Source organism: Methylobacterium sp. J-072, from assembly GCF_022829425.1.
Classification (GTDB): domain Bacteria; phylum Pseudomonadota; class Alphaproteobacteria; order Rhizobiales; family Beijerinckiaceae; genus Methylobacterium.
On the sequence record NZ_JAKSYK010000094.1, the window covers coordinates 25427 to 51513 of the forward strand.

A 26087-nucleotide genomic window follows, 5' to 3' on the forward strand; every position below is an offset into this window, starting at 1 on the left:
GGGAGCCATCTGTCCGCGTATGTCGCCTTGCGCTATCCTGCCGGCATTCGAAAGTCGGAGGTGCAGGGATGGCTGTACCGAAAACCACATCCGCGCAACGGAAGCGGGCGCCGCGACCGGCCGCACGAATCCAGGCCGCTGTGCTGGAGGAAGCGCGGCGAGCGGGGCTGCTCGACGGAGACACGTCCGAGCATGTGAGCTTCCGTGTGCCGCCCGCCCTGGTGGACGCTGCCAAGCGCGAGGCGGGCATCACGTCGACGACCGAGCTCGGCATGGTCGCCCTGGCGCTCCTGGCGCAATCCGATCCGGTCGCGGATTTCCTCGGCCGCACGGCGGGACGGCTCGGACCGGACCACGATCTCGATACCGGCTCTTGTTGAAGCCATCACGAGGATCCCGATCTGATGCAGCAATGAGCGCTTGAGAGGCGGCTCTTCTGAGAGGCTGTCTGACTTCGCGATCTCGGTCGGAAGGCGGTCCCGAGCGACGGATATCCCAATCTTTCCCCTCATCCTGAGGTGCCGGAGCGCAGCGGAGGCCTCGAAGGAGCCCTCCAGAACCCGCGCGATCCCTGGAGGGCTCCTTCGAGGCCGAACGATCTTCGATCGCCCGGCGCCTCAGGATGAGGGCGAGGGTCGGATAAACCGGTCAAACAGGCTCTGTAGGGTGCAACTGAGGCGCCGTCCCCTCACGACACCTTTCCCAAAACCGCGCGGATCAACCCCAACCCGTCCGGGCTCGACCAGGCGGCCGGGCCCTTCATCACGCCGATCGTGCAGCCCTGCGGGTCGATCAGCAGCGTGGTCGGCAGGCCGGGGGATTGGGTGTCCCGCTGGATCGCGGGCAGCACCCGCCCACCCGGATCGGCGTAGAAGGCGAGGGCGTGGATGCCGGCTTGCTTGAGCCAGTCCGGCGGCTTGTCGAGGTTGCGGGTGTCGACATTGATCGCCACGACGGCGAAATCCGGCCCGCCGAGTTCCGCCTGAAGGCGGTCGAGCGCCGGCATCTCGGCCTTGCAGGGCGCGCACCAGGTCGCCCAGAGATTGACCAGCAGCAGCCGGCCCTTGAGGTCGGAGAGCCCGGTCTCGGCGCCGTCCGGCCCCTTGAAGCGGATCTCGGGCGCGGGCCGCGCCTGCTTCAGGGCCTGCATGCCCGCGACCTCGCCCTTGGCGGCGGCGTCGAGCCGGGCCAGCGCCGGGGTGGCACCCGCGCAGGGCTGGGACGCCGCGCCCGTGTTGCCGGGCAGGAGACCGCTCCCGTATAGGGCGGTTCCGAGGACGGCGAGCGCGGCGAAGCCAGCGCCGGCCATCAGAGTGGTGCGGCCGGGCATCAGGCTTGCCTGCCGGGACGTTCAGGGCGCGGAAGGATCGACATGAGCAACCGGATGTGGGGCGGCCGCTTTGCCAGCGGCCCGGCGGAGATCATGGAGGAGATCAACGCCTCCATCGGATTCGACAAGCGCCTCGCGCCCCAGGATATCCGCGGCTCGCTGGCGCATGTGGCGATGCTCGGCGCAGCTGGCATCCTTCCGGCACAGGATGTGGCCGCGATCGAGGCCGGGCTCAAGTCCGTGCGCGACGAGATCGAGGCCGGGCGCTTCGTGTTCAAGCGCGAACTCGAGGACATCCACATGTCGGTAGAGAGCCGGCTTACCGAGATCGTCGGGCCGGCGGCCGGGCGCCTGCACACGGCGCGCTCGCGCAACGACCAGGTCGCCACCGACATGAAGCTGTGGGTGCGCGACACCCTCGACTCCCTCGACCAGCAGGCCGCCGACCTGCAGCGCGCCCTGGCCGAGACTGCGCTGAAGCATGCCGGCACGGTGATGCCGGGCTTCACCCATCTCCAGTCGGCCCAGCCAGTGACCTTCGGCCACCATTGCCTGGCCTATGTCGAGATGCTGGCCCGGGACCGCGGCCGGTTCCGCGACGCGCGGGCCCGGCTCAACGAGTGCCCCCTCGGCGCCGCGGCGCTCGCCGGCACCTCCTTCCCGATCGACCGGCACGCCACTGCGGCGGCCCTGGGTTTCGACCGGCCGACCGCGAATTCCCTCGATTCGGTGGCCGACCGGGACTTCGCCCTGGAATCGCTCGCCGCCGCCTCGATCTGCGCCGTGCATCTCTCGCGCTTCGCCGAGGAGCTGGTGGTCTGGACCTCGGCGCAGTTCAACTTCGTCAAGCTGTCGGACGGCTACACCACCGGCTCGTCGATCATGCCGCAGAAGCGCAACCCCGACGCGGCCGAGCTGGTGCGGGCCAAGTCCGGCCGGATCATCGGCGCGCTGACCGGCCTGCTCGTGGTGATGAAGGGGCTGCCGCTCGCCTATTCCAAGGACATGCAGGAGGACAAGGAGGGCACGTTCGACGCCCTCCAGGCCCTGTCCCTGTGTCTGGCCGCCATGACCGGCATGGTGAAGGACCTGGAGCCCAACGCCGCGGTGCTCAGCCAAGCCGCCGGCTCCGGCTACGCCACCGCCACCGACCTCGCCGACTGGCTGGTGCGCGAGCTCGGCCTGCCATTCCGCCAGGCCCACCACGTCACCGGCCGTCTGGTCGGCGCCGCCTCGGCCAAGGGCGTCGGGCTGGAGGAGCTGCCGCTCTCCGAGATGCAGGAGGCCGAGCCGCGCATCACCGACGCGGTCTATGCCGTGCTCGGGGTCGCGAACTCGGTGGCCAGCCGCACCAGCTACGGCGGCACCGCGCCGGACAACGTCCGGGCACAGGCGCAGAGCTGGATCGAGCGGCTCGGCTGAGCGCATTGGCGGCGGACAATCCTGGTTTCAAAAGGTCTTCGACCTTTTGCGGGTCCAGGGCGGAGCCCTGGCTCCTCTTAGGCTCCACCGCCCAACCCCACTGGCGCATCGTCCTGAATACCGGAATCAAGACGGCGCGCTGGGACTTTGATTTTGCAGCCTCTTTTTCTAGCTGTGCGTCGAACGCAGCGAGGCCTGAAATTTCAGGTGTGCCTGCGACGGCCGGCTATCGATCACCTTTTTGGTTTGCGCGTCGCGCTCCAGTTTGGCTTCGACGACCTTGTTCTCAGTCGCCTGCCGGCTGGTCTTGTCGGGCCCGTTGGATTTATCCGCGCGGCTCGCCCTGGACGCGTGATGCGCGGAGGAATGGGCCGTCGTCGCACTGATCTTGTCCACGATACAATACCCTGCGGTTTCCTGAGATCTCGATCGTGCATCATCCCGGACGTCGGACGCGACCTTTCGGGATGATGCTTTAAGTCCTTGACGGGATGCGCTCGCCGACACCGAACCGGAACCCGCTTCGGCGGCAAACGCTCTGGCACCGCCGAACTGATCCGCCTTGCGTCGCCCTTCAGGCCCGGACGCGACCCTGCGCGGTCGGCCGGGTGACCAGCGTGGCGAGGCCGGTCTGGAGGGCCGATCTGGTCTCGATCACCGGACTGGTGGCGTCCGGCAAGACCGGCTGGCCGTGCAGGACCCGCTCCATCGCCCGCTTCGACGCCGCGGCCTCGTCCAGCAGCCTGCGCACGTCCGCCTCGAAGGTGTCGTCGCCCTGACCGCCCGATCCTTGCCGGAGCCGGGTGCCGGGATAGGCCTCGTCCTCCGGCAAGGATCGGGGCTGCTCAGCGTCATCGGTGGTCGGATGCGGTGACGCCGCGCTCGGATCGTCCGCCGTCGCGTGGCTCTGTGCTGCCACCGCGTCCGGATCGTTTGCGGGCGCGCTCGATGCGGCCTGTGGCGTCTCCGAACTGGTCGCGTCCTGTCCAGGGGCTGCACCCATATCGATCGCCGCCGTCACCTCGGCGAGGCTGGCCGCCGTGACGCCTGGCTCACCGCCTGCAGCGGCGTAGTCCCGGGCGATATCGGCGACCTCCCGGGCCACCTTGGCCAAGTCCTGGGCGATGAGCGCTGCCGCCTTCCTGTCACCGGAGACGACGGCCGCGAGGGCTTCGGCCTTGAGCCGCCGGAGCTTCCGCTCGGCTTCCTGGAGCGCGAAGGCTGCGACGTCCCGCTGGCTGGTCCGCGCCGAGGCCAGGGTGATCAGCACGCTGCTGATCTGGGAAAGCTTGGCGTAGCCCAGCCGGTCCGGAGGCGCCAACCGCGCATCCTCATCCGGCTCCGCGCCGGCCTTGCCCTCCTGTGCCGTCCCGTGCGCGTCGGCCGCGACCTCCGGGCTCGCGGGCTTGTGCGCGGCCGGGCGCTGAGGCCCCTCGATCGCCGCCACCCGGTTCACAGATCCAACCATGGCCACCTGCCGCGCGGAACTGTCGAGCGCCGATGGAATCAGACCAGATCGGCAAGAAATACATACGCTGTGCTAAAGCTTTTCGCAAATTCAACTCTCGGTTTATGATGGTGAGCGCAGAAATCTGCCCTCGCCCAGCGCAAGTCATTTCGCTCACCGGGCGGCTTCGATATCTTTCCGCATCGCGCTCCGCCATCACGATGGGTCGCCTCTAGCCTCGGCGGATGAAAGCTGGCATCGATTCTCCATGACCTTGTCGATTCACCGCGCGGGCGCTGCGATGCGCAGCCGAATTAACGACCCGGCCTGATCCGTCAGGCCGGGTCTGCCCGCTCGTGAACGTTTTGGCGCCCGGTGCGCCGTCCCCAAGGTCGAAGCTCATGCCTGCCCAGGAACCGGTGCTGCATCTCGTATGCGGCAAGATCGCTGCCGGAAAATCGACGCTGACCGCCGGCCTCGGCGCCCATCCCGGCACCATCGTGGTGGCGGAGGATCGCTGGCTCGCCCGGCTCTATCCCGACGCGCAGACCGGCCTGGCCGATTATGTGCGCCATTCGGCCCGCCTGCGGAGCGTGATGGGTCCGCACGTGGTCGACCTGCTCCGGGCCGGGCTCTCGGTGGTGCTGGATTTCCCCGCGAACACGCTGGCCAGCCGGGCGTGGATGCGCACCCTGTTCGAGGAAGCGGGCGTCGCCCATCGGCTCCACTCTCTCGACGTCTCCGATGACGTCTGCAAAGCGCGCCTGCGGGCGCGGAACGCCTCGGGCACGCACGATTTCACGGTGACGGACGCGGAGTTCGAGCTGTTTACCCAATATTTCGTGGCGCCGACTCCGGAGGAGGGGTTCAACGTGATCCTTCATCGCCCATAAAGGCACTGCCGGCATCGGCCCGTATGGCCACGGATCACGCCATCTGCGGCTTCAGGAATTGTGTCCGTGGTCTCTGCCAGGGCACGGCTACCCACACCCGCCCACAGGCCGAGCCGAAATTTGTGCATCGCAACCATCCGGGGGCCTGCGCGTTCACCGTCTGGCTAAGTCTGGTCCGTTAGAAGCTCGGCTGTGTGGATCGGAGATCGCATGATGCCTGTCGAGAGTTGGCTGAAGCCGGAAGACGTGCCCGAACTCGCGGCACGGGCAACGGCCATGATCGATGCCGCCCTGACAGGTTCGGGCTTGACCCGGGAGACCTACTGGTCGGCCGTCCGCAAGGGCTACAACACCCCCTACAACGACCCGCCCCGCAAGCGTCCGCTGCCGGCGCAGCCGAACGTGGTCGCGCCCGCCGTGACGGCGCCAGACCCCGTGGCAGCAGTCCCCGCGGCGGTGATCGCAGCCCTGGCTGCCGAGGTACGGGCGGTCTGAACCGCTGCGCACTGTTGGCCGCCTTCGAGCTTGGCTGCCATCTTGCCGACTTTTTGCGCGGGCTTCACTCCTCCAGATCCCCGGTCCGGCCCCAGATGGGGCCGCCCGTCGTCAGGAAGTGAAGATGGTCCGCGTCCCCCGCCTGCTCCCGGTCGGAGCCCTCGCCCTGCTCGCATCCGGTCTCGTCACGGGCCTCGTTGGGGCCATGGTCGGCGGAACGGTTCTGTCGGCGACGGTCGCCCAGGCCCAGGATTTGGAGCCGGACGGTGTTTCGGACGCCGCCCCGAGCAAGCGCGGTCGCCGGCCGCGCCGCGAGCGGACGCCGCGGGCCGAGAAGAAGGCCGCGACCCCCCCGGGGATGCAGCAGGCGACGCCGGTGGCGATCTTCGGCGACTGGAACGTGTTCGTGAACGGCGATGGTCGCGCCAAGCTGTGCTACGCCATCGCCCAGCCGCAGGCGCGCTCGCCCAAGACCCTGAAGCGGGACACCGCCTACCTGTTCGTGAGCGTGCGCAAGGGCGAGAACGTCCAGAACGAGGTGGCGGTGATGCTGGGCTTCCCGTCGAAGCCCGCCGCCTCGCAGATCAAGCCGGGCTCGGCGGCTGCACCCACCGACCCGAGCCTCAATCTCGGCACCGGCCGCTACGGCCTGGTCGTGAAGGACGGCAACGCCTGGCTGCAGAACCCCGCCGAGGAGGCCCGGGTCGTTTCCGAGATGAGCGCACGCAACCCGAAGCTCATCATCAAGACCACCTCGCTGCGCGGCAACCCGACGAGCGACGAATATGCGCTCGCCGGGTTCGCGGAGGCGATGAAGCGCACACGGGACGAGTGCGCCAAGTAGCGGCTCTTTAGGCCCGACGCCGGCGCAGCTCGGCGACCGGATCGCGATGGGCAGCCGAGCGGGCGCGGGCCGCAACCCGCTCGCGGGCGGCGCGGGCCGCCTGTTCGGTATTGCGGAACACGGTGCCGTCGAGGCCGTCGAAGTCCCGCGACGACGAGAAGAACCGCACGCCGCGGCCCTCCGGCACGGCGATGCCGGCGGTGACCTCGCCGATCTCGATCACCCGGGGCGGCTCAGCCCGGTCCGCCGCGGCGCGGTCGGAGAGCGTGACGTCGTCGGGCGTGAGGTCTTCGGTGAAGGGGTCGGGACGGTCTGTCGGCGGAAGCGCGACATCGAGACTGTGCATGGGACGGAATCCTGCCTTGGCCGGCGCCAGGGCCGTGCCGGAATGCGGGGATAGGTTCTGAGGGTCGGTGCGGCTCAAGCCTCGCCGATCACGTCGATCGTGCGGTCTCTAGGCCCCTGATGTGACGAACGCGCTATGGCCGGTCGGCGTCGCGCTCGCAGCGATCCTGCCTCGGCGAGCCGGTCAGGCTTTGGATCGGATCCAGGGTTTCCACGTGAAAACCGCTTCGCGACCCGCGCGGCATCGACAGAGCCGCCGATGGATCGGCACAGCTTGCGCATGACGGAGTGGGTGACGAAAGGAGCCGGTTCGGGTCGACATCCATGTCCTCCAGAGTGAAGGACCACGCGGCGCGGGCGCCGTCGCAGTGCTTTAGCGTTTGATGACGCGGCGCAAGCTACGCTTCTCAAATCACCGCGGCCGAGGAAGCGGGCCAGGAGGTCCGTCCCGTTCGGCGAGGACAAAGATGGGCCCGGGCCGCCAGCCCGTCAACGGAACGGGCTTCCGATTTTCGCGCCCAGCTTGGCAGGAAGCCGGTCCCGGCGGCCCGTCCGGGAGACGCGATGGCTCAAGCCCCGGCGATCACCCCGGCGAGATCGGAAAAATCCGAGAAGATCCGGCCGGCGCCGGCACGCAGGAGGTCGGCCCCCGCGGGGTCGTGGCCCCAGTGGCCGCCGCCGGTGAAGCCGGCCACCCGCATGCCGGCGCTCCTGGCCGCGGTGACGCCGGGCACGCTGTCCTCGATCACCAGGCAGGCTTCCGGCGCAGCGCCCATGCGCTCCGCGGCGAACAGGAACAGGTCGGGGAAGGGCTTGCCCCGGGCGACCTGGGCCGAGGAGAAGACGCGCTCGCCGAACAGCGGCAGCAGCCCGGTCAGGCTCAGGGAGTGGCGCAGCCGCACCGGGTCGCTGCTCGACGCGACGCAGGCCGGCAGGCTCAAAGCCGCGACGGCCTCCGCGACGCCGCGCATCGCGCGCAGTTCGGCATCGAACAGGGCCAGCGTCTCGGCCTTGACCGCCTCGACGAAGCCCGGGGGTGCGGTGACCCCGTAATCGCGCGCGACGTGATCCATGATCGACACCATGGAGGTGCCGGTGAAGCGCGACCGGACGGTCTCGAGATCGATGGGGACGCCGATCCGGTTGAGGCCGGCGGTGAGGCAGGCGAGGCTCAGGGGCTCGCTGTCGACGAGGACGCCGTCGCAATCGAAGATCACCAGGCCGAGTTTTCGGGCGTGCGCGTCCAAGGTCAATCGTCCTCGACGGCCCCGTGCCGCCGGGCGTTCCTGTCGCATGGGCTCGCCCGGAGCGGCAACAGCTTGCACCCGGCGGCCCGGCCCCATACTCCCGGGGCGGGCGCCTCCCGGGGCGCGCAGGCATGGCTCAGAAGACCCCGCGATGTTCCGTTTCCTGGCCCGCGTCCTGGGCTTCCTGCTGATGGCCGGCGGCTTCGTCGCGCTGGTCTATGACGGCGCCCGCTCGATCGCCAACAATGGCTTGCGGGTGACGCCGCTCTCGGACGTGATCGCCACGCTGTTCAAGGACAGGGCCGGCACCCTGCAGGGCAGCCTCGAAGGGGCGGCGCCCTGGCTCTGGCATCTGCTCGGCCTGCCGCTGACCCTCGCCCCGGCCTCGCTGATCGGCCTGGGGCTCGGCGCAGTCCTGCTCTGGCTCGGCCAGCCCAGCCGGGAGCCGATCGGGTTCCTGACGAAGCCCTGACGGGCGGCCAGCCGGGCCTGGGCTGCGGCGAGCTCGTCCTTCAGCCGCGCGACCTCGGCGGTCAGCGCGGAGTGCTCGATGACGTCGATCTGCGAGGCGAAGACGTAGACCACCGCGCCCGCGGCGTCCCGCACCGGCCCGATATACACGGCCTATGCCGGGGCCCTGCGGGCGCGCAACTTTCCCGACATCACCACCGAGATCGTTCCGCTGGAGACCTTCTCTGCGGAAGGCGGCCACAAGCAATACCCCGCCAAGAATCCGGCGGGCTATTGCGGCTTCGGCGGCACCGGAATGCGCTGCTCGGTGGGGACCGGGATCGCGGCCTGATTTTTTAAGGGTTGCCGGCCGGACGCGGCACCGGTGCCGCGGGGGCGGTGACGGCCCCCGCTTCGGGCTGCGGGGTGCTCCTCGGGCTGCGCAGGACGATGAGCACCCCGCCGAAGACCGACAGGGCGAGGGCGGTGACGAGGATGAGGAAAAGCCAGCGGGGCATCCGCTGGCCCTAGCACGGCGCGCCCGGTTCGGCGAACGCTCAGCGCGGGACGAATACGCCCGGCACGACCTTCCCGGTCCGGCCGAACAGCTCCTCCGCCCGGGTGCAGCTGGCCGGCACATCCTTCTCGTAGACGGCGAGGTAGGATCGGGCCTGCAACAGCAGGGTATCGCGTTCGAGGTCGGCCGGATCGACGCCCATCGCCTGGACCACGCTCTTGAAGCGGTCGCCGTCGGTCCGCAGCGTTTGGCAATGGACGTTCACGAAACCAGCGAGGCCGGCGAGCTTGGCCGCCTTGAGGGCGTTGGCCGGCGGCTCCGCCGGCGCCTGGCCGAAGGCCGGCGCCGCGATGACGGCCAGGACGAGGGTCGTCGGCAACAGGCTGCGGATTCGCATGCGCGGATACTCCATCGGGCTAAGGCGCCTTCAACACCGCCCGGCAGGCGGAGGGCAGGGCCGCCATGGTCATGGCGGGCTTCGGCTTCGGCGGCACCTTCGGCGGCTTCGGGTGCAGCACCGCGTCGGAGAACCAGTAGCTCAGGTCGTCGCAGCCATCCCCGGCGACGGGCGCGCCCTGGGGCTGGCAATCGTCCTGGCCGGCCGGGCAGGCGAGCCGGATATGGTAATGGTAATTGTGCCCGTACATCGGGCGCACCTTGGACATCCAGCTCCGGCCCGAGGCCTCCCGGCACAGGGCCTTCTTGATCGCCGCGTTGACGAAGATGCGCTCCACCTCCGGCTGCTCGGCGGTGAGCTTGATCAATTGCAGATGGGTCGGCGTCCAGACCTCCGGGTCGATGTCGAGGCGGTCCGGGCGGACCATGTCGGTGGCCGAGGTCTCCTCGCGCTCCGCCCGGCTCATGCGGTGGTCGGGCATCGGCGTCAGCCAGATATCGGCGTCGATGCCGATCTGGTGCGAGGCGTGACCGGTGATCATCGGGCCGCCGCGGGGCTGGGCCATGTCACCGACGAGCAGGCCCGGCCAACCGACCCGGGCAGCCTTCTGCGACAGGCGCTCGACGAAATCGATCAGGACCGGCGTGCCCCACATCCGGTTTCGGGACGGGCGCATGACCTGCCAGTTCGGCCCATCCATCGGCAGCGCCTCGCCCCCGGCGAAGCAGCCCTTGGCGTAGAACCCGTAGATGTGGGCCGGCCCGGAAGAGGCGCGGGTGACCCGGCCGAACAGGGCCTTGGCCGGGGTCGAGGGCGCGTCCGGGTGCTCCAGCGGCGGCAGCGGCTTCGGGTTGACGCTGCCGCGGTCCTGGGCCTGCGCCCCCGCGGCGGACAGGAGAAGGGCGGCGAGGGCAACGCCCGCGACGGGGCTCGGGGTGAGGCGCGGAATCGGCATGCGGGGAGCTGTTCGTCCGTCTGAGGGGGCGGGCGCAGGCCCGGACCGGAACGTGAGGCATCGCCGGGGCGTTTTTCAGGCAGCGCGCGAAACACGACGCACGACCCGGGAGGCGAGTATGGCGGCCAATCCTCAACCCGCACCGCGGCAGCCGCGCAGCCTGATCGCCAGCGATCGGGTGATCGGCACGGATGTCCGCCGGCCGGACGGCGGCAAGGTCGGCCGGATCGAGCGCCTGATGCTCGACAAGGTCTCCGGCCGGGTCGCCTATGCGGTGATGAGTTTTGGCGGCTTCCTGGGGCTCGGCGAGGATTTCTATACGCTGCCGTGGTCGGTGCTGCGGTTCGAGCCGGGGCAGGACGCCTACGTGCTCGACCTCACCGAGGAGCAGCTGCGCGCCGCCCCCGCCCGCACCCCGGAGGGCACCGACCCGGCGCAGGACGGCGCCTGGGAGGAGCAGATTCATCGGTATTACGACGCCGCGCCCTATTGGGGGATCTGACCCGGCGCCGGTCCGTCAGCCCTCCGAGGGACCGCACCAGCCCGGCAGGTAGCCGGCGTCCTTGGACTTGGCGAGCGCCATCGCCTTCTCCAGCGCGTCGGAAAAGTCGTTCTCGACGCGCTTCTCCTTGACGTTGCGGCGTAAGAAGTCCGCCCACAGGAACTCGCTGAACGGCGTCGTGTCCTTGGCGAAGCCGCCGGCCCGTCGCAACTCGCCCGCGAGGCTGCGGTACGGGTCGTCGGCGAGGTCGGCGATCGCCTTCGGGATGTCCTTGAAATCCCGCCGCACGCCCTCGGCATCGTAAGAGTAGACCCAGGATTTGTGGTCGCAGACCGTCCAGAACGCATCCTTCTCCAGGTGGTGCAGGTCGGCCACCACCGTGACCAGCACGCTCTCGACGCCCTCTTCCTGAAGTGCCCGGGCGAGATGGTGGTGATCGATCACGTAATGGCGCTTCTTCGGCCCGAGCACGGTCGGGATCATGTGTGCCCCGAGAAACGCCTTCTTCTTCTCGCCGTCATACTGCCGCCAGCGGCGACGCTTCTCGGCGACCTCCCGGTAACCCACCGTCATCTGCGTCGGGCGCAGCTCGGTGATCGGGATCGGCTTGAGCAGCGGTTCGCGGTTGGCCATTCGGTCGAGTCTCCTGCGTGGTTCTGTCACGCCCTTCCCATAACGGGTCGCAGACGGGAAGGCCGGAGGCGCTCACGTTTCGCGGATCGGCCCGGCGCGCACCGCGTCCAGCACGAACACCCGGATCGCCGAGGACAGGTTCTGGCCGCCGCGCCCGGCATCGATCGCGCCGATCAGCGCCTGGACCGATTGGCCGCGCGCCTCCGCGACCTCCCGGAGCGCCGTCCAGAACGGATCCTCCAGGGACACGCTGGTGCGATGGCCCGCGATCACCACCGAGCGCTTGCTGACGCCCGCGCTCACGATGCGCGCGTCATGATGGGGATGAATCGGAATCCGGCTCGCCGCGCTCGAGCCGGTGGCCCTCGTGGCGGTCGATCTCCAGGGCCTTGCGCCGCTGCTGCAGCGTCTTGGCCTTCTTCGGACGCCCGAAAGCGATCCGATTCTCCTCGGCCTTGGCATCCTCGGCCGCGCGGGCCTTGGCCTTGCGGACCTGGCGCAGGTTGATGATCTCGGCCACGGATCGCCTCCCGGCTCACGGTTGGGGGCGGAGCCCCCCAGAGACCAGGGCTCCGCCCTGGACCCGCACAAGGTCCCGGACCTTGTGAAGCCGGGACTTGCGCGCAAATCAATCGGCGCTGGGGGCCAGCATGGTCTCCGGCCGGACCACGCGCTCGAACTCCGCCTCGGTGACGTAGCCGAGGCGCAGCGCCTCCTCCTTGAGGGTGGTGCCGTTCTTGTGGGCGGTCTTGGCGATCTCGGCGGCCTTGTCGTAGCCGATCGAGGGGGCGAGCGCGGTCACCAGCATCAGCGAGCGGCTCATCAGCTCGGCGATCTTGTCCTCGTTGGCCTTGATGCCGACCACGCAATTGTCGGTGAAGCTCACCGCGGCGTCGGCGAGCAGCCGGATCGATTGCAGCACCGCGTTGGCGATCACCGGCTTGAACACGTTCAGCTCGAAATTACCCTGCGAGCCGGCGAAGCTCACCGTGGTGCCGTTGCCGACCACCTGGGTGCAGACCATGGTCAGCGCCTCGCACTGGGTCGGGTTGACCTTGCCGGGCATGATCGAGGAGCCGGGCTCGTTCTCCGGCAGCGACAGCTCGCCGAGGCCCGAGCGCGGGCCGGAGCCGAGCAGGCGGATGTCCTGGGCGATCTTGAACAGGCCGGCGGCCAGCGCCGAGAGCGCGCCCTGCGTGAACACCAGCGCGTCGTGGGTGGCGAGCGCCTCGAACTTGTTGGCGGCGCTGGTGAATTCCAGCCCGGTCAGCTCCGCGACCTTGGCGGCGAACTTGTCCGCAAATTCGGGATGCGCGTTGAGGCCGGTGCCGACGGCGGTGCCGCCCTGGGCGAGCGCCAGCACGCCGGGCAGCGTCGCGGCGACGCGCGAGCCGCCGAGCGCCACCTGGGCGGCGTAGCCGGAGAATTCCTGGCCGAGCGAGACCGGAGTCGCGTCCTGCAGATGGGTCCGGCCGATCTTGACGATCGATTCGAACGCCTTGGCCTTGGCGTCGAGCGCCGTGTGCAGATGGGTCAGCGCCGGCATCAGCCGCTCGCTGATCTCCCTTGCCACCGCGATATGCATCGCGGTCGGGAAGGTGTCGTTCGAGGATTGGCCGCGGTTGACGTGGTCATTCGGGTGGATCGGCGTCTTGCCGCCGCGCTTGCCGCCCAGGGCCTCGTTGGCGAGGCTGGCGATCACCTCGTTGGCGTTCATGTTCGACTGCGTGCCGGAGCCGGTCTGCCAGACCACCAGCGGGAATTCCTCGTCGTACTTCCCGGCCACGACCTCGGCGGCGGCAGCCGCGATGGCATCGGCGAGCTTGGGCTCCAGCGCGCCGAGATCCTTGTTCACCAGGGCGGCGGCCTGCTTCACCAAGCCCAGCGCGTGGACCAGCGGGGCCGGCATGCGCTCGGTGCCGATCTTGAAGTTCTGGAGCGACCGCTGGGTCTGCGCCCCCCAATACCGGTGGGCCGGGACCTCGATCGGCCCGAAGGTATCGGACTCGGTGCGGGTGGCGGTTCCGGTCTCGGTGGGCGACATCGTGGCCTCTACGTTTGGTGCAGTGCGGTGCCTACTTAAATGAGGCGCCGGTGAATCGCGATGCCGGTTTTTCCCCGGCGCCGGACAAGAGCGGGGCTCTGTTCCCGCCGGATAAGGAGCCGATGAGCGCGACGATCGACCTGACCGAGCCCGCGACCCGGTTTCGCCCTCCGGTGCCGCGCCCGCTGCGCGAGCCGCTGGGCCTGTTCGACTTCCTCCGGGCTGCCCGGAAGAACCCGATCACCACCTGGATGGACGTGCACTTCAAGGAGCCGGTGGTGGCCGCCGAGGGCGCCATGGGCCGGATCACCGTGGTCAACGACCCGGCGCTGATTCGCTATCTCCTGGTCGAGAATGTCGAGGGTTACCGCAAGGACGACCTCCAGCGCCGGGTGCTGGCGCCGGGCCTGGGCAACGGCCTGCTCAGCGCCGAGGGCGACGAGTGGCGGCTCCAGCGCCGGACCCTCGCGCCGATCTTCAACGCCCGCACCGTCCAGGGTTTTTCCGACGCGATGAACGCGGCCGGCGCCAAGCTCGGGCGCCGCCTCGCCCGCCGGGGCGGCAAGCCCGTCGATGTCGCCCTGGAGATGACCCGCGTCACCCTCGACGTGCTGGAGCGGACGATTTTTACCCAGGGCCTGCCCGGCGATCCCGACGCGCTGGGCCGCGCCATCACCCGGTTTCTCGAGGCGGTGGGGCCGATCGACCCGCTCGACGTCTTCGGCGTGCCCGATTTCGTGCCGCGGATTGGCCGCCTGCGGGCGCGGCCGGCCGGGCGTTTCTTCGCCGAGGTGGTCGATGAACTCATCGCCCGGCGCAAGGCGGCGATGGAGCGGGGCGAGGCGCCGCGCGACCTGCTGACCCTGCTGCTCGCCGCGCAGGATCCCGAGACCGGCAACGGGCTCTCGGACCTCGCCGTGAAGGCCAACATCGTCACCTTCATCGCGGCCGGGCACGAGACCACGGCCAATTCCCTGACCTGGTCGCTCTACTGCCTGTCGCAGGATCCCGCCGCGCAGGCGCGGGTCGAGGCCGAGGTCGACGCCGCGGGCGAGGGCGATTTCGCCGTCGAGCAGCTGCCCTACACGCGGGCGGTGATCGAGGAGGCGATGCGCCTGTTCCCGCCGGTGCCGTTCCTCAGCCGGCAGGCGACGCGGGACGACCGGCTCGGTCGGATCAAGATCCCGCGCGGCTCGCTGGTGATGGTGGCGCCCTGGGTGCTCCACCGCCATCAGACGCTGTGGGAGGACCCGGAGGCGTTCATGCCGGAACGCTTCCTGCCCGAGAACCGGGACGCGATCCCGCGCTTCGCCTACCTGCCATTTGGTGCCGGCCCGCGGGTCTGCATCGGCCAGAGTTTTTCGATCCAGGAGGCGGTGATCGTGCTGGCCCACGTGGTCCGGGCGGTGCGCTTCCATCTGCCGGCCGATCACCCGCCGGTCACGCCCCTCCACCGGGTCACGCTCCGGCCGGAGCACGGCTTGCGGATGGAGGCGGAGTTGCGGGGCTGAACAGCTTGACGGGGTCCCTGCCGGTTCGCACCTTGTGGACCGGGTTGAGGGAGATTCCCCGATGTCCGATACCGCAGCGCCCCCCATGCTCGACTACGCCGAGCAGGTCGCCCGCGTTTTGCGGTCCAACGCGGAGACGGAAAAGTTCGTCGCTGAGCAGCGCAAGCTGATCGCGGAGCAATCCAAGCTTCAGGCCGAGACCTTGAAGGTCGGCCGAGATCGCGTGCTCGCCCCGCTTTCGATCGGCTTCGCCGGCATGGCCGCCGCGGCCGCGTTCTTCGGGGCGGGTGCCGCCTTCGTCAAACTGCTCGGCCCGTGACGGGTGTTCGCAGGAAAAGGCGATGCGATAAGCTGCACCTGCGTTTCCAGGCGGCGGTCATGTGGGTAAGGTCAGCTCATTTGCTGCGCGGCCCATCGAGCTGCCGGGTCTTGCGGTCGTAAAGGCGGCTCGCGATCCAAGTACCGATGAAGATCGTCGCCGACAGTCCGAAGGCCATGCCGAGGATCTGGTTTGCGTAGGCCTGGGTCATCCGATCAATCCTCCTGACGCAGGAATCGGATTATGATCTGAGCCATCACATGTAGGACGACGGCAGCGATCAGCAAAGTCCAGCCGCCATCGGCGAGCAGATCAAGATGCCGTTGTGCGATCGGATTGATGACCGCGATACCGATGGTCGCGATGGCTGACGAGTTCAGCAGTGTCGCGGCCAGCTTAAGGCCTTCATTGAATCGTTTCGCGCGATGCTTGCGCTCCGCCGCCGACAAGATCGGCTGCGCGACAGTCTCGTCCACCGATGAATCCCCGGGCCGTCGATTCGGCCCGGAGAGTTCAGCTCTTCTTCCGGAACGCGTCCAGGCTCACGACCTCGGCGCTGCCCTCCTCACCGTCCTTCTTGGCGGCGGGGCGGGGGGCCTTCTCCTCTGGCTTGGCGCCGGGCGGCTTGTCGCCCTGAGCGGCGGGGGCCGGAAGCACCTTCGGGGCGGCCGAGCCGATCGTGGCGAGCCCAGCCCCCTTCGGCCGGACTTCGCTCGGCTCGGACCCTGCCCCGCGGGGGCCGGCCTTGGCCGGGGCGGCGTTGGCCTCCTCGGGCACCTCGCCAGCCTCGGTGAGGTCGAACTTCAGGCCGAACTGCACGGAGGGGTCGAAAAAGCCCGACAGGGCGTCGAACGGCACCAGCAGCCGCTCCGGCACGCCCGAGAAGGACAGGCCGACCTCGAAGGTGTGCTCGTGGACGCTAAGGTCCCAGAACTGGTGCTGCAGGACGATGGTCATGTCCTGCGGGTACTTCTCGCGCAGGGCCTGCGACATCCGCACGCCGGGCGCCTCCGTCCGGAACGAGACGTAGAAGTGATGGTCGCCCATCAGCCCGTCCCGGGCGGCGTCGGTCAGCACCTTGCGGACGACGCCGCGGAGGGCGTCCTGCACCAGGAGATCGTAGCGAATCAGGTCGTCTGCCATCTGCGGTCGCGCTCTAGCCCGGTCTGCGCCCGGCGCCCCGCCGCGGATGGCCGGACCGAGGAAATGAGTGAAGGCTTCTGGTGCCAGGCGCCTTCATGCCCCGCCTAGACGATGCGAACCGCTAGGACTTGAGACCGATCTTGGAGACCGCTTACGCGGCCACCGCCACCGAAGCAAAGTTGTCGTTGGCAACTGTTGCAGAGGCCCGATAACGGCGGAACCATGCCGAGCGAAAGATCAACCTTTACGCCTTCGTCGATCCTAGCTTCGCCCCCGCCTGAGACCAGTCCATCTCCGACCGCCTTGCGGCCATCGGTCCTGGGCTCAGGTGGAGGCGCCGGGTACCGCCCCCGGGTCCGATAGGTTTATTCCGAAGACCGTTTATCGCCATAGCCGGCCTCGCGACCGGCTCCCAAGATATAGAGGGGATCGGTCCGGTTTTGAAGCCCGATCGTGTCGCGCCACTGTCTCAGGGCGAACCTCTTGACGCGGCTGTTGCCGGAAATGCGCAGTCGCGCGGTTCCGCGCCCGACGGGCCACGCCGACGCGACCGGATCTGGGGCGCTGTCTGGCGCCTGGGTGTCCTGGTCGCCCTCGTGCTCGTCTATCTCGGCGCCGCGAGTCTGCTCTCCCTCGCCAGCGTCCGCGTCGGCTTCGACCTGTGGGCCGGGATCGACCCGTTCCTGCCGCCCGAGCGGCGCCCGTTCCTCGGCGCCGTGGACCTCGCCCACCGCGCCTTCGCGGTCGACGCCCTGCGCCAGGTCTACCTCGCCGCCCTGGTGCTCGGAGGGGCGTGGTGGCGCGATCGGGCCGGCTGGCGCCGGCGCCTGGCGCTCGATCGTGAGCGCCCGAACGGGATTCGCCCGGTGGCGCTGCTGGCGCTTCTCCTGGTCTGGCCGGTGCTGCACATCGCCTGGGTCACCGGCACGGCCGAGCTGTTCGGCGCGAGCTTCGGCCGGCGGGTGACGCTGTCGCCGTTCATGAGCCAGAGCGCGGTCGTGGCCTGGCTGCTCTACCTTGCGGTGCTGGCCCCCGTGGCCGAGGAACTGCTGCTGCGCGGCGAGGCCTTCGCCCGCGCCCGGGAGGCCTTGGGGCCCGTCGGCGCCGTGCTGGTCACCGCCGTGATCTTCGCCGCTGCCCACGTCTCGTCCTGGGGGCTCGCCCGGCCGGTCTCGCTGCTGCCCCTGGCGCTGGTGCTCGGCTGGCTGCGCTGGCGCACCGGCCGGCTTTGGCCCGGCATCGCCCTGCACGGTTGGTCGAACCTCGCCTTGGTGACCTACGTGCTTTGGCCGACTTGAGCGCGGGACGACGCTTAGGCCTCTTCGTCACCGGTGATGATGGTGGATAGACTGGTCGTGCGCTTGCCCGCGGCCCCTCTCACGCGCAGGACTATCCGATGGACGCCTATCACAGCCTGCTGCGGCGCATCCTCGACGAGGGCGTGGCCAAGGACGACCGGACCGGGACCGGGACGATCTCGGTGTTCGGCCACCAGATGCGCTTCGATCTCGCCGCGGGCTTCCCGCTGGTCACCACGAAGCGCCTGCACCTGCGCTCGATCATCCACGAGCTACTGTGGTTCCTGGCGGGCGACACCAACGTCGCCGCCCTGCGGGCCAACGGCGTGACGATCTGGGACGAGTGGGCCGACGCGCATGGCGATCTCGGCCCGGTCTACGGCCGGCAATGGCGCTCCTGGGCCAAGCCCGACGGCGGCAGCGTCGATCAGATCGCCTGGCTGCTCGACGAGATCCGGCGCAATCCCGATTCTCGCCGCCTGATCGTCTCCGCGTGGAACCCGGCCGACGTCGACCGGATGGCCTTGGCCCCCTGCCACTGCCTGTTCCAGTTCTACGTGAGCGAGGGGCGGCTCTCCTGCCAGCTCTACCAGCGCTCGGCCGACGCGTTCCTGGGGGTGCCGTTCAACATCGCGAGCTACGCGCTCCTGACCCACATGATCGCCCAGGTGACCGGGCTCGGGGTCGGCGACTTCGTGCACACGTTCGGCGACGCGCATCTCTACCGCAACCACCTGGAGCAGACCCGGACCCTGCTGGACCGGGCGCCGCGCCCGCTGCCGCGGCTCGCGCTCAACCCGGAAATCCGCGACCTTTTCGCCTTCCGGTACGAGGACATCACCATCGCGGGCTACGACCCGCACCCGGCCATCTCGGCCCCGGTGGCCGTATGAGCACCATTGTCTCGCTGGTCGCCGCGATCGCCCGCAACGGCGTGATCGGCCGCGACAATGGGCTCGCCTGGCATCTCTCCAGTGACCTGAAGCGGTTCAAGGCACTGACCATGGGCAAGCCGATGCTGATGGGCCGGCGGACCTGGGCCTCGATCGGCCGGCCGCTGCCGGGCCGCCGCACGCTCGTGCTCACCCGCGACCGCGGCTTCCGCGCCGAGGGCGCCGAGACCGTCCACGACTGGGACGCGGCGCTCGCGGCCGCGGCCGGGCCGGAGCTGATGGTGGTGGGCGGAGCTGAGATCTACGCGCTGGCCCTGCCGCATGCCGACCGGCTCCACCTTACCGAGGTCGAGGCCGAGCCCGAGGGCGACGTGCGCTTTCCCGCCTTCGACCGCGCCGCGTTCCGGGAGACGTTCCGCGAGGCGCACCCGGCCGGCCCGCGCGATGAGCACGCCTTCGCGTTCGTCGATTGGGTACGCATCCGCTGAGGCGCGCCGCCGCGGTTGTGTTCCGGCCTGTGCGTGCCCACCTGCCAGCCTTGACAGCATGGGGCGCACACCCGCAGGTGCCTGTCGGGTATGCGTTCTCATGGGGTCCCAAGCCTCGCGAGAAGAGACGCCCACGCAGGTGTTTAGCCGCCAAACGAGCCTGTTCGCGACGCGAGCGGTTCAATTCAGGCGGGACTAGGCGGGCGAGCGTGGCCGTTCAGGCAGGGAGACGCAGTCCGGGGAGCACGTTTCGCGTGCGGACCGGGCGCGGGCAGGCAGGAGACGACGGCTAGGATGCTTTGGAGCAATCAGAGCGGCGGTGGCGGCGGCGGCCCGTGGGGTCGGCCCGGCGGCAACGGCGGCGGCCCATGGGGTAATGGCGGCGGCGGCAAGACCCCGCCCAACCTTGAGGACCTGCTCCGGCGCGGGCAGGACCGCCTGCGCGGTCTGATCCCCGGCGGCGGCAACACCGGCGGCGGCTATGGCGGCGGTGGCCCCAGCGGCATCGGCGGTGGTCGTAGCGCCGCGGTGATCGGGGCGCTCGCGGTCGCGGTCTGGCTCGCCACCGGCTTCTACACCGTCTACCCGCGCCAGGTCGGCATCGAGACGATCTTCGGCCGCTACGTCGGCACCAAGGGCGAGGGCCTGCGCTACAACTTCCCCTATCCGATCGGCGGCGTGGTCAAGCCGGATGTCGGCTCGCAGAACTCCATCCAGATCGGGTTCCGCTCCGGTCCCGGCGCCCAGGGCCGCAACCGCGACGTACCGGACGAGAGCCTGATCCTCACCGGCGACGAGAACATCGTCGATCTCGACTTCGAGGTGCAGTGGCGGATCAACCCGCTCAAGGCCTCGGACTTCGTGTTCAACCTCCAGAATCCGGAGGGCACCATCAAAGCGATCTCCGAGAGCGCGATGCGCGAGGTGATCGGCCGCCGCAACATCCAGGCGATCCTGACCAACGAGCAGTCGAGCATCGCCCAGGAGGTGAAGGAGATGGTCCAGAAGGCGCTGGACGAGTACGGCGCCGGCGTGCGCATCGAGGTGGTGCAGCTCGTCTCGGTCAACCCGCCGCCGGAAGTCCGGCCGGCCTTCATCGACGTGAACGCCGCCCAGCAGGACGCCGACACGGCGCAGAACGAGGCCAAGACCTACGCCAGCCGCGAAGTGCCGCAGGCCAGGGGCCGGGCGTCGCAGATCTTCCAGCAGGCCGAAGCCTACCGGACGAAGGCGACGGCCGACGCCACCGGCCAGGCCGCGCGCTTCAGCGAGGTCTACGCCTCCTACAAGGCCGCCCCGGCCATCAGCCGCGAGCGGCTCTTCCTCGAGACGATGGAGAAGGTCCTGGGCTCCGTGAACAAGGTGATCATCGACCAGAACGGCGCGCAGCCGGGCTCGGGCACCGCCGCCGGTGTCCTGCCGGTGCTGCCGCTCACCGAGTTCGGCGCCCGCGCCCCGTCCCCGACCGCGACGGGAGCCGCCCGATGAAACAGGCTCTCCGCACCGGCCTGATCGCGGTCGCCGCGATCGTCGCGATCGGGCTCTACGCCTCGATCTTCACCGTCGGCCAGATGCAGCAGGCCCTCGTCCTGCAATTCGGCCGCGTCCGCGCCGTGCTCAACGCCACCGGCGAGGAGAAGCCCGGCCTCTACTTCAAGGTGCCGTTCGTCGAGAACGTCGTGATCTTCGACAAGCGCGTGCTCGATCTCGACCTGCCGGTGCAGACGGTGCTCACCGCCGACCGGCAGAACCTGGAGGTGGACGCCTTCGCGCGCTACCGCATCCTCGATCCGCTGCGCTTCTACCAGGCGGTGGGCAATATCGGGCTCGCCAACCAGCGGCTCGCCAGCTTCACCAATTCCGGCCTGCGCAACGTGCTCGCCCGCTCGACTCGTGACGCCATCGTCAAGACCGACCGCGGCCAGCTGATGCACCAGATCCAGGAGGACGTGAACCGGCAGGCCAAGGCGCTGGGCATTGAGATCGTGGATCTGCGCATGACCCGTGTCGACCTGCCGGCGCAGAACTCGGCCGCCGTCTACAAGCGGATGAAGACCGAGCGCGAGCGTGAGGCCGCCGACATCCGCGCCAACGGCGACCAGAGCGCCGCCACGATCCGCGCCAAGGCCGACCGCGAGGTGACGGTGATCCTCGCCGAGGCGACCCAGAAGTCCGAACAGCTGCGCGGTCAGGGCGACGCCGACAAGAACCGGATCCTCGCCGAGGCGTTCGGCAAGGACCCGGACTTCTTCAGCTTCTACCGCTCGATGCAGGCTTACGAGACCGGGCTGAAGGGCTCCGACACGCGGCTGGTGATCAGCCCCAGCTCGGACTTCTTCCGCTACTTCAGCGACCCGCAGGGCCGGGCGACGGCCTCGGCGCCGCGCGCGCCCCGCGGGCCCGCGGACCCGACCGCCTCCACCGGCGCGACGCGCTGACCGCTGGCGCCCCGGCGCCAGCGGACTACGATGCAGGACCATCCGCGGGCGGCCGATCCCGGTCGGCGGCCCGCGAAACCGGAACCGCGTTCTTGAAGAGGTCGACCATGCACCCCGTCGCGAGCGCCCCCCGGGCGTCCTTCGGCCGCGCGCAGGCGCAGCCCCGTTCCCGCACCCGCGCGTTCATGGCGGCGATCCTGGTCGGCGCCTCCTTCGCGACCGCCGCCCTGCCGGTCCCGGCCTTCGCCAAGGGCCCGGCTTCGCTGGCCGACCTCGCTGATCAGGTCACCGACGCGGTGGTGAACATCTCCGCCTCCACCACGGTCGAGGCGCGCAGCAGCCGCGCCGGGCCGCAGCTGCCCCCGGGCACGCCCTTCGAGGACCTGTTCGAGGAGTTCTTCAACCGCCGCGGCGGCAAGGGCGGCAATGGCGGGGAGCGCGGCGACAACGACACGCCGCGCCAGCAGCGCAAGTCGAACTCCCTGGGCTCCGGCTTCATCATCGACGCCTCCGGGATCGTGGTGACCAACAACCACGTCATCGGCGACGCCAACGACATCCAGGTGATCCTGCACGACGGCACCAAGCTGAAGGCCGAGATCATCGGCAAGGATTCGAAGATCGACCTGGCGGTGCTGCGGGTGAAGCCTACCGCCGAGCGCCCCCTGAAAGCGGTTCCGTTCGGAAATTCCGAGACCATGCGCCCGGGCGATTGGGTGATCGCCATCGGCAACCCGTTTGGCCTCGGCGGCTCGGTCTCGGCCGGCATCGTCTCGGCGCGTGGCCGGAACATCGAGTCCGGACCCTACGACAACTACATCCAGACGGATGCCGCCATCAACAAGGGCAATTCCGGCGGCCCGCTGTTCAACATGGACGGCGAGGTGATCGGCATCAACACGGCGATCCTGTCGCCGACCGGCGGCTCGGTGGGCATTGGCTTCGCGGTGCCCTCGGACACGGCCAAGCCCGTGATCGACCAGCTGCGCGACTTCGGCGAGGTCCGCCGCGGCTGGCTCGGCGTGCGCATCCAGAACGTCGACGACGCCACCGCAGAGGCGCTCAACCTCAAGGGCGGCGCGCGGGGCGCCCTGGTGGCCGGCGTCGACGAGAAGGGCCCGGCCAAGACCGCCGGGATCGATGTCGGCGACGTCATCGTGAAGTTCAACGGTGCCCCCGTGAAGGCGTCGGGCGACCTACCCCGGATCGTCGCCTCGACCCCCGTCGGCCAGAAGGTCGACGTGGTTGTGGTCCGCAAGGGTGAGGAGCTGACCAAGCCCGTCACCCTCGGCCGGCTCGAGGACACCGACAAGCCGCAGCTCGCCAACCTGCGCCAGCCCGAGCCCGAGAGCGCGACCCGTCAGGCGCTGGGTCTCAACCTCTCCGGCATCACCGACGAGCTGCGCAAGAAGTTCGGGATCAAGGACACCGTGAAGGGCGTAGTCGTCACCCGGGTCGACCCGAACTCGACCGCCGCCGACAAGCGGATCCAGCCCGGCGAGGTGATCGTCGAGGTCGGCCAGGAGGCGGTGAACACGCCGGCCGAGGTGACCAAGCGGGTCGAGGCCCTGAAGAAGGAGGGGCGCAAGTCGGTCCTTCTGCTGGTGGCGAGCGCCACCGGCGACGTGCGCTTCGTGGCGATCGGGCTCGACTGAGCCGGTTCCATATCGAGAGATTGAGGGCCGTCGCTCCGAAAGGATGCGGCGGCCTTCGCGTTTTTGGGACAGGGCTGGGCGCCTCCAGGGAGAGCCGCTTCACGGCACGTCTTGCGCTGGGTCCCGGGTCGCATTCCGCTGGCGTTGCACGCGCCCGGGAAAGGGTCTGGCGTTTCATCCTGCCCCGCCCCTTTCCCGGACGGGTGGAGCGAAGCGGCTCGACAGTGGCTGGGGAGGGTACATTGACGCGGCGGATCCGTGCAGCACACTGGCGTCGCGAGTCGATGCGGCTCGGACGCTCTCGAACCCCATGACGGCCGTCGCCTTCGACACCCTGAAATTCGCCCGCGTCCTGCGCGAGAAGGCGAAGCTGTCACCCGAGCAGGCGGAAGGGTTCGCCGATGCGCTGGTTGATGTCCTCAGCGGAACTCTTGCCACCAAGGGCGACATCCGCGACGTGCAAGCCGACATCAAAGGCGTTCGGGGTGAGATCGAAGCCCTGAAGATCCGGACCCGCGCCGATATCGACGCGCCGCGGCTCGCGGCTAGGACGCGCATCGAAACCCAAAGCCCCTTTACCAGGTTCGGTATCGAGCGGGTCAGGACAACCAGCGCCTCCGCCGACATAGACGTCCGGTACTGGATCGTCGGCGCAATCGGTCTTCAGACCCTCGTCTACCTGTACGCGCTCGTGGTCTTCGCCCAGGCCCTTCGCTGATCCCTCACGCCACGAACTCCGCCGCCGCATAGCCCTGCAAGTACAGCAGCGCGGTGAGGTCGCCGTGCTCGATCCGGACCCGGGCGGCGGCCGCGACCGCGGGCTTGGCCCGGAAGGCGACGCCGAGGCCGGCTTCCGCCAGCATGTCGAGGTCGTTGGCGCCGTCGCCGACCGCCAGGGTCTCGGCGGGGCCGAGCCCAAGGGCGTCGCGCAGCTCGATCAGCGTGGCGCGCTTCTCGGCCTTGCCGACGATCGGGTCCGCCACCGTGCCGGTGAGCCGCCCGTCCGCGACGCCGAGCACGTTGGCCCGGTGCTCCTCGAACCCGATCATCCCGGCGATCGGGCCGGTGAACAAGGTGAAGCCCCCCGAGACCAGGCAGGTCCGGGCGCCGTGCGCCCGCATCGTCCGCACCAGCGTCGGGCCGCCCGGGGTGAGGCTGAGCTGATCGGCGATCAGCCCGTCCACCGCCTCCACGGGAATATCTTTAAGAAGCGCCACGCGTTCGCGGAGCGCCGGCTCGAACGCGATCTCGCCGCGCATCGCCCGCTCGGTGATCGCCGCAACATGGTCCTTGAGGCCCAGCGTTCCGGCGAGCTCGTCGATGCATTCCTGTTCGATCATGGTCGAATCCATGTCGGCCAGGAACAGGCGCTTGCGGCGGTGCGAATCGGCCGGCAGTACGGCGAGGTCGATCGGCTCGCCCGAGAGCGCGCTCCGCAGCCGTTCCGTGAGAGCGCTCGCGTCAACGGGATCGCCCGGCACCAGCACCTCGGCGGCGACCTCTCCGTGCAGGATCCGCGGTGGGTGCTCCGTCCGTAGCACCGCGCGCGCCTCGGCCAGCACCGCGTCGGTGATGGACGGCCGAGCCGGGTTTGCTATCAGGACCGCGACCAGCATCGTGGAGTTTCGCCTTGCCAGACCGGGAGGAGACCGGGGGGCGCCCGGCGGCGATCCTCATCGCAGGGCCCACCGCCTCGGGCAAGTCGGCGCTCGCCGCCCGGCTGGCGCTGCGCCACGGCGGCGTGGTGATCAACACCGATTCCATGCAGGTCTATCGCGACCTGCGCCGCCTCACCGCCCGGCCCGACCCGGACGAGGAGGCGCGGGTGCCCCACCGGCTCTACGGCCATGTCGACGGGGCGGTGAACTATTCCGTGGGGCATTTCTCCCGGGATGCCACCGCCCTCCTGGCGGATCTCGGCGGACGGCTGCCGATCTTCGTCGGCGGCACCGGCCTGTATGTCCGGGCCCTGGAGCAGGGATTTTCGGAATTGCCGCCAGTCCCCGACGCGGTCCGCGCGCAGGTGCGGGAGGAGGCCGAGGGCCGTCCGACCGAGGCGCTGCATGCCGACCTCGCCCGGCACGACCCCGATGGCGCCGCTCGCCTGCGCCCGAGCGACCGCATGCGGGTCATGCGCGCCCTGGAGATTTTTCTGGCCACCGGCCGGCCGATCGCGAGTTTTTACGGCGATCCCGTGCCGGGACCCCTGGCCGGTAAAAACCTCCAAAAACTCTTCCTGGCGCCCGACCGTGCGGTGCTGCGAACCCGCATCGACGCCCGTTTCCGCACGATGATCGCCGAAGGCGCCCTGGACGAGGTTTTTCGCCTGCGCGCGCGGAATCTCGATCCGATGCTGCCGGTGATGCGTGCCCACGGCGTGCCGGGCCTGATCGCCCATCTCGACGGGACGCTTTCGCTGGAAGAGGCGATCGCCCGCGGCCAGGCCGATACGAGGGCCTATGCCAAGCGCCAGTTCACGTGGTTCCGCCACCAGATGGGGACGGATTGGCGCTGGCTCGATCCAGACGAGGCGGCTGGGTTGTGAGACCGACCTTTCAAGAAGAGCTGCGATCGCACGGCTCTCAGGACAACGCCCGGGTCCCCCGTCCCCGCACCCCTGAAGACTACACAGGTTGGAAAATTCATTCCCCGAGGAATCGATACGGGATCCGTTAAGCCCGCGCCGTCATTCCGGGGCGCCGCAGGCGAGCCCGGAATCCAGAACCACCGGCGGTGCAAGAGCTTGGCGCCTCGGCGGCTCTGGATCCCGGGCTCCGCTACGCGGCCCCGGGATGACGGCGCGAGGTGGCAGCGATCACGG

The 26087-nt window shown here is 69.5% G+C and carries 33 protein-coding genes, 1 other RNA gene and 1 pseudogene; 18 read left to right on the plus strand and 17 right to left on the minus strand.

The window, feature by feature from the left end; all coding sequences use genetic code 11:
• The first annotated feature begins 68 nt into the window (after nt 1-68).
• A complete protein-coding gene (locus tag MKK67_RS10015) occupies nt 69-380 on the plus strand; it encodes a hypothetical protein (RefSeq protein WP_243963792.1) in 312 nt (103 codons plus the stop codon).
• A gap of 308 nt (nt 381-688) precedes the next feature.
• On the opposite strand, the gene tlpA is transcribed toward MKK67_RS10015, so the two are convergent.
• Nucleotides 689-1330: a thiol:disulfide interchange protein TlpA gene (gene tlpA / locus MKK67_RS10020; RefSeq protein ID WP_243963793.1), complete on the minus strand. Its 642-nt coding sequence runs from the start codon at nt 1328-1330 to the stop codon at nt 689-691.
• Between the two features lie 42 nt (nt 1331-1372).
• Between tlpA and argH the strand changes: the two genes are divergently transcribed.
• Entirely contained in the window at nt 1373-2752 is a 1380-nt protein-coding gene (argH, locus tag MKK67_RS10025) for an argininosuccinate lyase (protein WP_243963794.1), read from the plus strand.
• A 168-nt stretch (nt 2753-2920) separates the two neighbouring features.
• On the opposite strand, the gene MKK67_RS10030 is transcribed toward argH, so the two are convergent.
• Entirely contained in the window at nt 2921-3148 is a 228-nt protein-coding gene (locus MKK67_RS10030; RefSeq protein WP_243963795.1) for a hypothetical protein, read from the minus strand.
• Between the two features lie 178 nt (nt 3149-3326).
• Entirely contained in the window at nt 3327-4220 is an 894-nt protein-coding gene (locus tag MKK67_RS10035) for a hypothetical protein (RefSeq protein WP_243963796.1), read from the minus strand.
• Between the two features lie 380 nt (nt 4221-4600).
• Between MKK67_RS10035 and MKK67_RS10040 the strand changes: the two genes are divergently transcribed.
• From MKK67_RS10040 to MKK67_RS10050, 3 genes are all read left to right on the plus strand, one after another.
• A complete protein-coding gene (locus tag MKK67_RS10040; protein ID WP_243963797.1) occupies nt 4601-5092 on the plus strand; it encodes an AAA family ATPase in 492 nt (163 codons plus the stop codon).
• A gap of 210 nt (nt 5093-5302) precedes the next feature.
• Nucleotides 5303-5587 (plus strand): hypothetical protein, encoded by a 285-nt coding sequence (locus tag MKK67_RS10045; RefSeq protein ID WP_243963798.1) that lies wholly within the window; start codon nt 5303-5305, stop codon nt 5585-5587.
• Nucleotides 5588-5711: 124 nt separating this feature from the next.
• Nucleotides 5712-6431, plus strand: a complete 720-nt coding sequence (locus MKK67_RS10050) for an invasion associated locus b family protein (protein WP_243963800.1) — start codon at nt 5712-5714, stop codon at nt 6429-6431.
• Nucleotides 6432-6438: 7 nt separating this feature from the next.
• On the opposite strand, the gene MKK67_RS10055 is transcribed toward MKK67_RS10050, so the two are convergent.
• The gene (locus MKK67_RS10055; protein ID WP_243963802.1) at nt 6439-6777 is read right to left on the minus strand and encodes a hypothetical protein; all 339 of its coding nucleotides are present in this window, start codon (nt 6775-6777) and stop codon (nt 6439-6441) included.
• 568 nt (nt 6778-7345) lie between these two features.
• On the minus strand, nt 7346-8023 hold the full coding sequence (locus MKK67_RS10060) for an HAD family hydrolase (RefSeq protein ID WP_243963804.1): 678 nt from the start codon (nt 8021-8023) through the stop codon (nt 7346-7348).
• Nucleotides 8024-8174: 151 nt separating this feature from the next.
• Here MKK67_RS10060 and MKK67_RS10065 point away from each other — a divergent pair, with 151 nt between their 5' ends.
• Together MKK67_RS10065 and MKK67_RS10070 are read left to right on the plus strand one after the other, a co-directional pair.
• Nucleotides 8175-8495, plus strand: coding sequence for a PetM family of cytochrome b6f complex subunit 7 (locus tag MKK67_RS10065; RefSeq protein ID WP_243963806.1), 321 nt, complete (start codon nt 8175-8177; stop codon nt 8493-8495).
• Between the two features lie 147 nt (nt 8496-8642).
• Nucleotides 8643-8825: pseudogene (locus MKK67_RS10070) on the plus strand (peptide-methionine (S)-S-oxide reductase); the annotation flags it as partial.
• 4 nt (nt 8826-8829) lie between these two features.
• On the opposite strand, the gene MKK67_RS10075 reads toward MKK67_RS10070, so the two are convergent.
• The 3 genes from MKK67_RS10075 to mepA are packed head-to-tail and all read right to left on the minus strand — an operon-like array spanning nt 8830 to nt 10342.
• Nucleotides 8830-8991, minus strand: coding sequence for a hypothetical protein (locus MKK67_RS10075; protein WP_243963807.1), 162 nt, complete (start codon nt 8989-8991; stop codon nt 8830-8832).
• 39 nt (nt 8992-9030) lie between these two features.
• Nucleotides 9031-9387: a hypothetical protein gene (locus MKK67_RS10080; RefSeq protein WP_243963808.1), complete on the minus strand. Its 357-nt coding sequence runs from the start codon at nt 9385-9387 to the stop codon at nt 9031-9033.
• A 19-nt stretch (nt 9388-9406) separates the two neighbouring features.
• The gene (mepA, locus tag MKK67_RS10085) at nt 9407-10342 is read right to left on the minus strand and encodes a penicillin-insensitive murein endopeptidase (protein WP_243963809.1); all 936 of its coding nucleotides are present in this window, start codon (nt 10340-10342) and stop codon (nt 9407-9409) included.
• A gap of 118 nt (nt 10343-10460) precedes the next feature.
• Here mepA and MKK67_RS10090 point away from each other — a divergent pair, with 118 nt between their 5' ends.
• A complete protein-coding gene (locus MKK67_RS10090) occupies nt 10461-10844 on the plus strand; it encodes a PRC-barrel domain-containing protein (protein WP_243963810.1) in 384 nt (127 codons plus the stop codon).
• Nucleotides 10845-10859: 15 nt separating this feature from the next.
• Here MKK67_RS10090 and MKK67_RS10095 read toward each other — a convergent pair whose 3' ends face one another.
• The 4 genes from MKK67_RS10095 to fumC all read right to left on the minus strand — a co-directional run bounded on the left by MKK67_RS10095 (nt 10860) and on the right by fumC (nt 13521).
• The gene (locus MKK67_RS10095; RefSeq protein WP_243963811.1) at nt 10860-11477 is read right to left on the minus strand and encodes a ParB-like protein; all 618 of its coding nucleotides are present in this window, start codon (nt 11475-11477) and stop codon (nt 10860-10862) included.
• A gap of 72 nt (nt 11478-11549) precedes the next feature.
• Entirely contained in the window at nt 11550-11780 is a 231-nt protein-coding gene (locus tag MKK67_RS10100; RefSeq protein ID WP_243963812.1) for a ribbon-helix-helix domain-containing protein, read from the minus strand.
• Between the two features lie 10 nt (nt 11781-11790).
• Nucleotides 11791-11997, minus strand: coding sequence for a DUF4169 family protein (locus tag MKK67_RS10105; protein ID WP_243963814.1), 207 nt, complete (start codon nt 11995-11997; stop codon nt 11791-11793).
• A gap of 108 nt (nt 11998-12105) precedes the next feature.
• Nucleotides 12106-13521: a class II fumarate hydratase gene (gene fumC / locus MKK67_RS10110; RefSeq protein WP_243963816.1), complete on the minus strand. Its 1416-nt coding sequence runs from the start codon at nt 13519-13521 to the stop codon at nt 12106-12108.
• Nucleotides 13522-13643: 122 nt separating this feature from the next.
• Here fumC and MKK67_RS10115 point away from each other — a divergent pair, with 122 nt between their 5' ends.
• Both MKK67_RS10115 and MKK67_RS10120 read left to right on the plus strand, forming a co-directional pair.
• Nucleotides 13644-15032 (plus strand): cytochrome P450, encoded by a 1389-nt coding sequence (locus MKK67_RS10115; protein WP_243963818.1) that lies wholly within the window; start codon nt 13644-13646, stop codon nt 15030-15032.
• Between the two features lie 61 nt (nt 15033-15093).
• Nucleotides 15094-15351 (plus strand): hypothetical protein, encoded by a 258-nt coding sequence (locus MKK67_RS10120; RefSeq protein ID WP_243963820.1) that lies wholly within the window; start codon nt 15094-15096, stop codon nt 15349-15351.
• Nucleotides 15352-15427: 76 nt separating this feature from the next.
• Here MKK67_RS10120 and MKK67_RS32580 read toward each other — a convergent pair whose 3' ends face one another.
• From MKK67_RS32580 to ssrA, 4 genes are all read right to left on the minus strand, one after another.
• Complete coding sequence (locus tag MKK67_RS32580; protein WP_279601543.1) at nt 15428-15562, minus strand: hypothetical protein; 135 nt, start codon at nt 15560-15562, stop codon at nt 15428-15430.
• A 4-nt stretch (nt 15563-15566) separates the two neighbouring features.
• Nucleotides 15567-15827 carry a hypothetical protein gene (locus MKK67_RS10125; RefSeq protein WP_243963821.1) on the minus strand — a complete coding sequence of 87 codons (261 nt, stop codon included), beginning with the start codon at nt 15825-15827 and terminating at the stop codon, nt 15567-15569.
• A gap of 37 nt (nt 15828-15864) precedes the next feature.
• Entirely contained in the window at nt 15865-16494 is a 630-nt protein-coding gene (locus MKK67_RS10130) for an SspB family protein (protein WP_243963822.1), read from the minus strand.
• A gap of 66 nt (nt 16495-16560) precedes the next feature.
• Nucleotides 16561-16943, minus strand: a transfer-messenger RNA (tmRNA) gene (gene ssrA, locus MKK67_RS10135).
• Between ssrA and MKK67_RS10140 the strand changes: the two genes are divergently transcribed.
• The 7 genes from MKK67_RS10140 to MKK67_RS10170 all read left to right on the plus strand — a co-directional run bounded on the left by MKK67_RS10140 (nt 16935) and on the right by MKK67_RS10170 (nt 23984).
• Nucleotides 16935-17792: a CPBP family intramembrane glutamic endopeptidase gene (locus MKK67_RS10140; RefSeq protein WP_279601544.1), complete on the plus strand. Its 858-nt coding sequence runs from the start codon at nt 16935-16937 to the stop codon at nt 17790-17792. The genes ssrA and MKK67_RS10140 overlap by 9 nt on opposite strands.
• A gap of 98 nt (nt 17793-17890) precedes the next feature.
• The gene (locus MKK67_RS10145; protein WP_243963824.1) at nt 17891-18685 is read left to right on the plus strand and encodes a thymidylate synthase; all 795 of its coding nucleotides are present in this window, start codon (nt 17891-17893) and stop codon (nt 18683-18685) included.
• Nucleotides 18682-19173 (plus strand): dihydrofolate reductase, encoded by a 492-nt coding sequence (locus tag MKK67_RS10150; protein ID WP_243963825.1) that lies wholly within the window; start codon nt 18682-18684, stop codon nt 19171-19173. The genes MKK67_RS10145 and MKK67_RS10150 overlap by 4 nt, the downstream gene beginning before the upstream one ends.
• A gap of 294 nt (nt 19174-19467) precedes the next feature.
• Complete coding sequence (gene hflK, locus MKK67_RS10155; RefSeq protein ID WP_243963826.1) at nt 19468-20661, plus strand: FtsH protease activity modulator HflK; 1194 nt, start codon at nt 19468-19470, stop codon at nt 20659-20661.
• Nucleotides 20658-21611 carry a protease modulator HflC gene (gene hflC / locus MKK67_RS10160; protein ID WP_243963828.1) on the plus strand — a complete coding sequence of 318 codons (954 nt, stop codon included), beginning with the start codon at nt 20658-20660 and terminating at the stop codon, nt 21609-21611. Before hflK ends, hflC begins: the two co-directional genes overlap by 4 nt.
• 107 nt (nt 21612-21718) lie before the next feature.
• The gene (locus MKK67_RS10165; protein ID WP_243963830.1) at nt 21719-23266 is read left to right on the plus strand and encodes a Do family serine endopeptidase; all 1548 of its coding nucleotides are present in this window, start codon (nt 21719-21721) and stop codon (nt 23264-23266) included.
• A gap of 310 nt (nt 23267-23576) precedes the next feature.
• Complete coding sequence (locus tag MKK67_RS10170; RefSeq protein ID WP_243963832.1) at nt 23577-23984, plus strand: hypothetical protein; 408 nt, start codon at nt 23577-23579, stop codon at nt 23982-23984.
• A 4-nt stretch (nt 23985-23988) separates the two neighbouring features.
• Here the strand turns inward: MKK67_RS10170 and serB are convergent, their stop codons facing one another.
• On the minus strand, nt 23989-24882 hold the full coding sequence (gene serB / locus MKK67_RS10175; protein ID WP_243963834.1) for a phosphoserine phosphatase SerB: 894 nt from the start codon (nt 24880-24882) through the stop codon (nt 23989-23991).
• A 14-nt stretch (nt 24883-24896) separates the two neighbouring features.
• Here serB and miaA point away from each other — a divergent pair, with 14 nt between their 5' ends.
• Nucleotides 24897-25811: a tRNA (adenosine(37)-N6)-dimethylallyltransferase MiaA gene (gene miaA / locus MKK67_RS10180; protein WP_243963836.1), complete on the plus strand. Its 915-nt coding sequence runs from the start codon at nt 24897-24899 to the stop codon at nt 25809-25811.
• Nucleotides 25812-26087 lie beyond the last annotated feature (276 nt).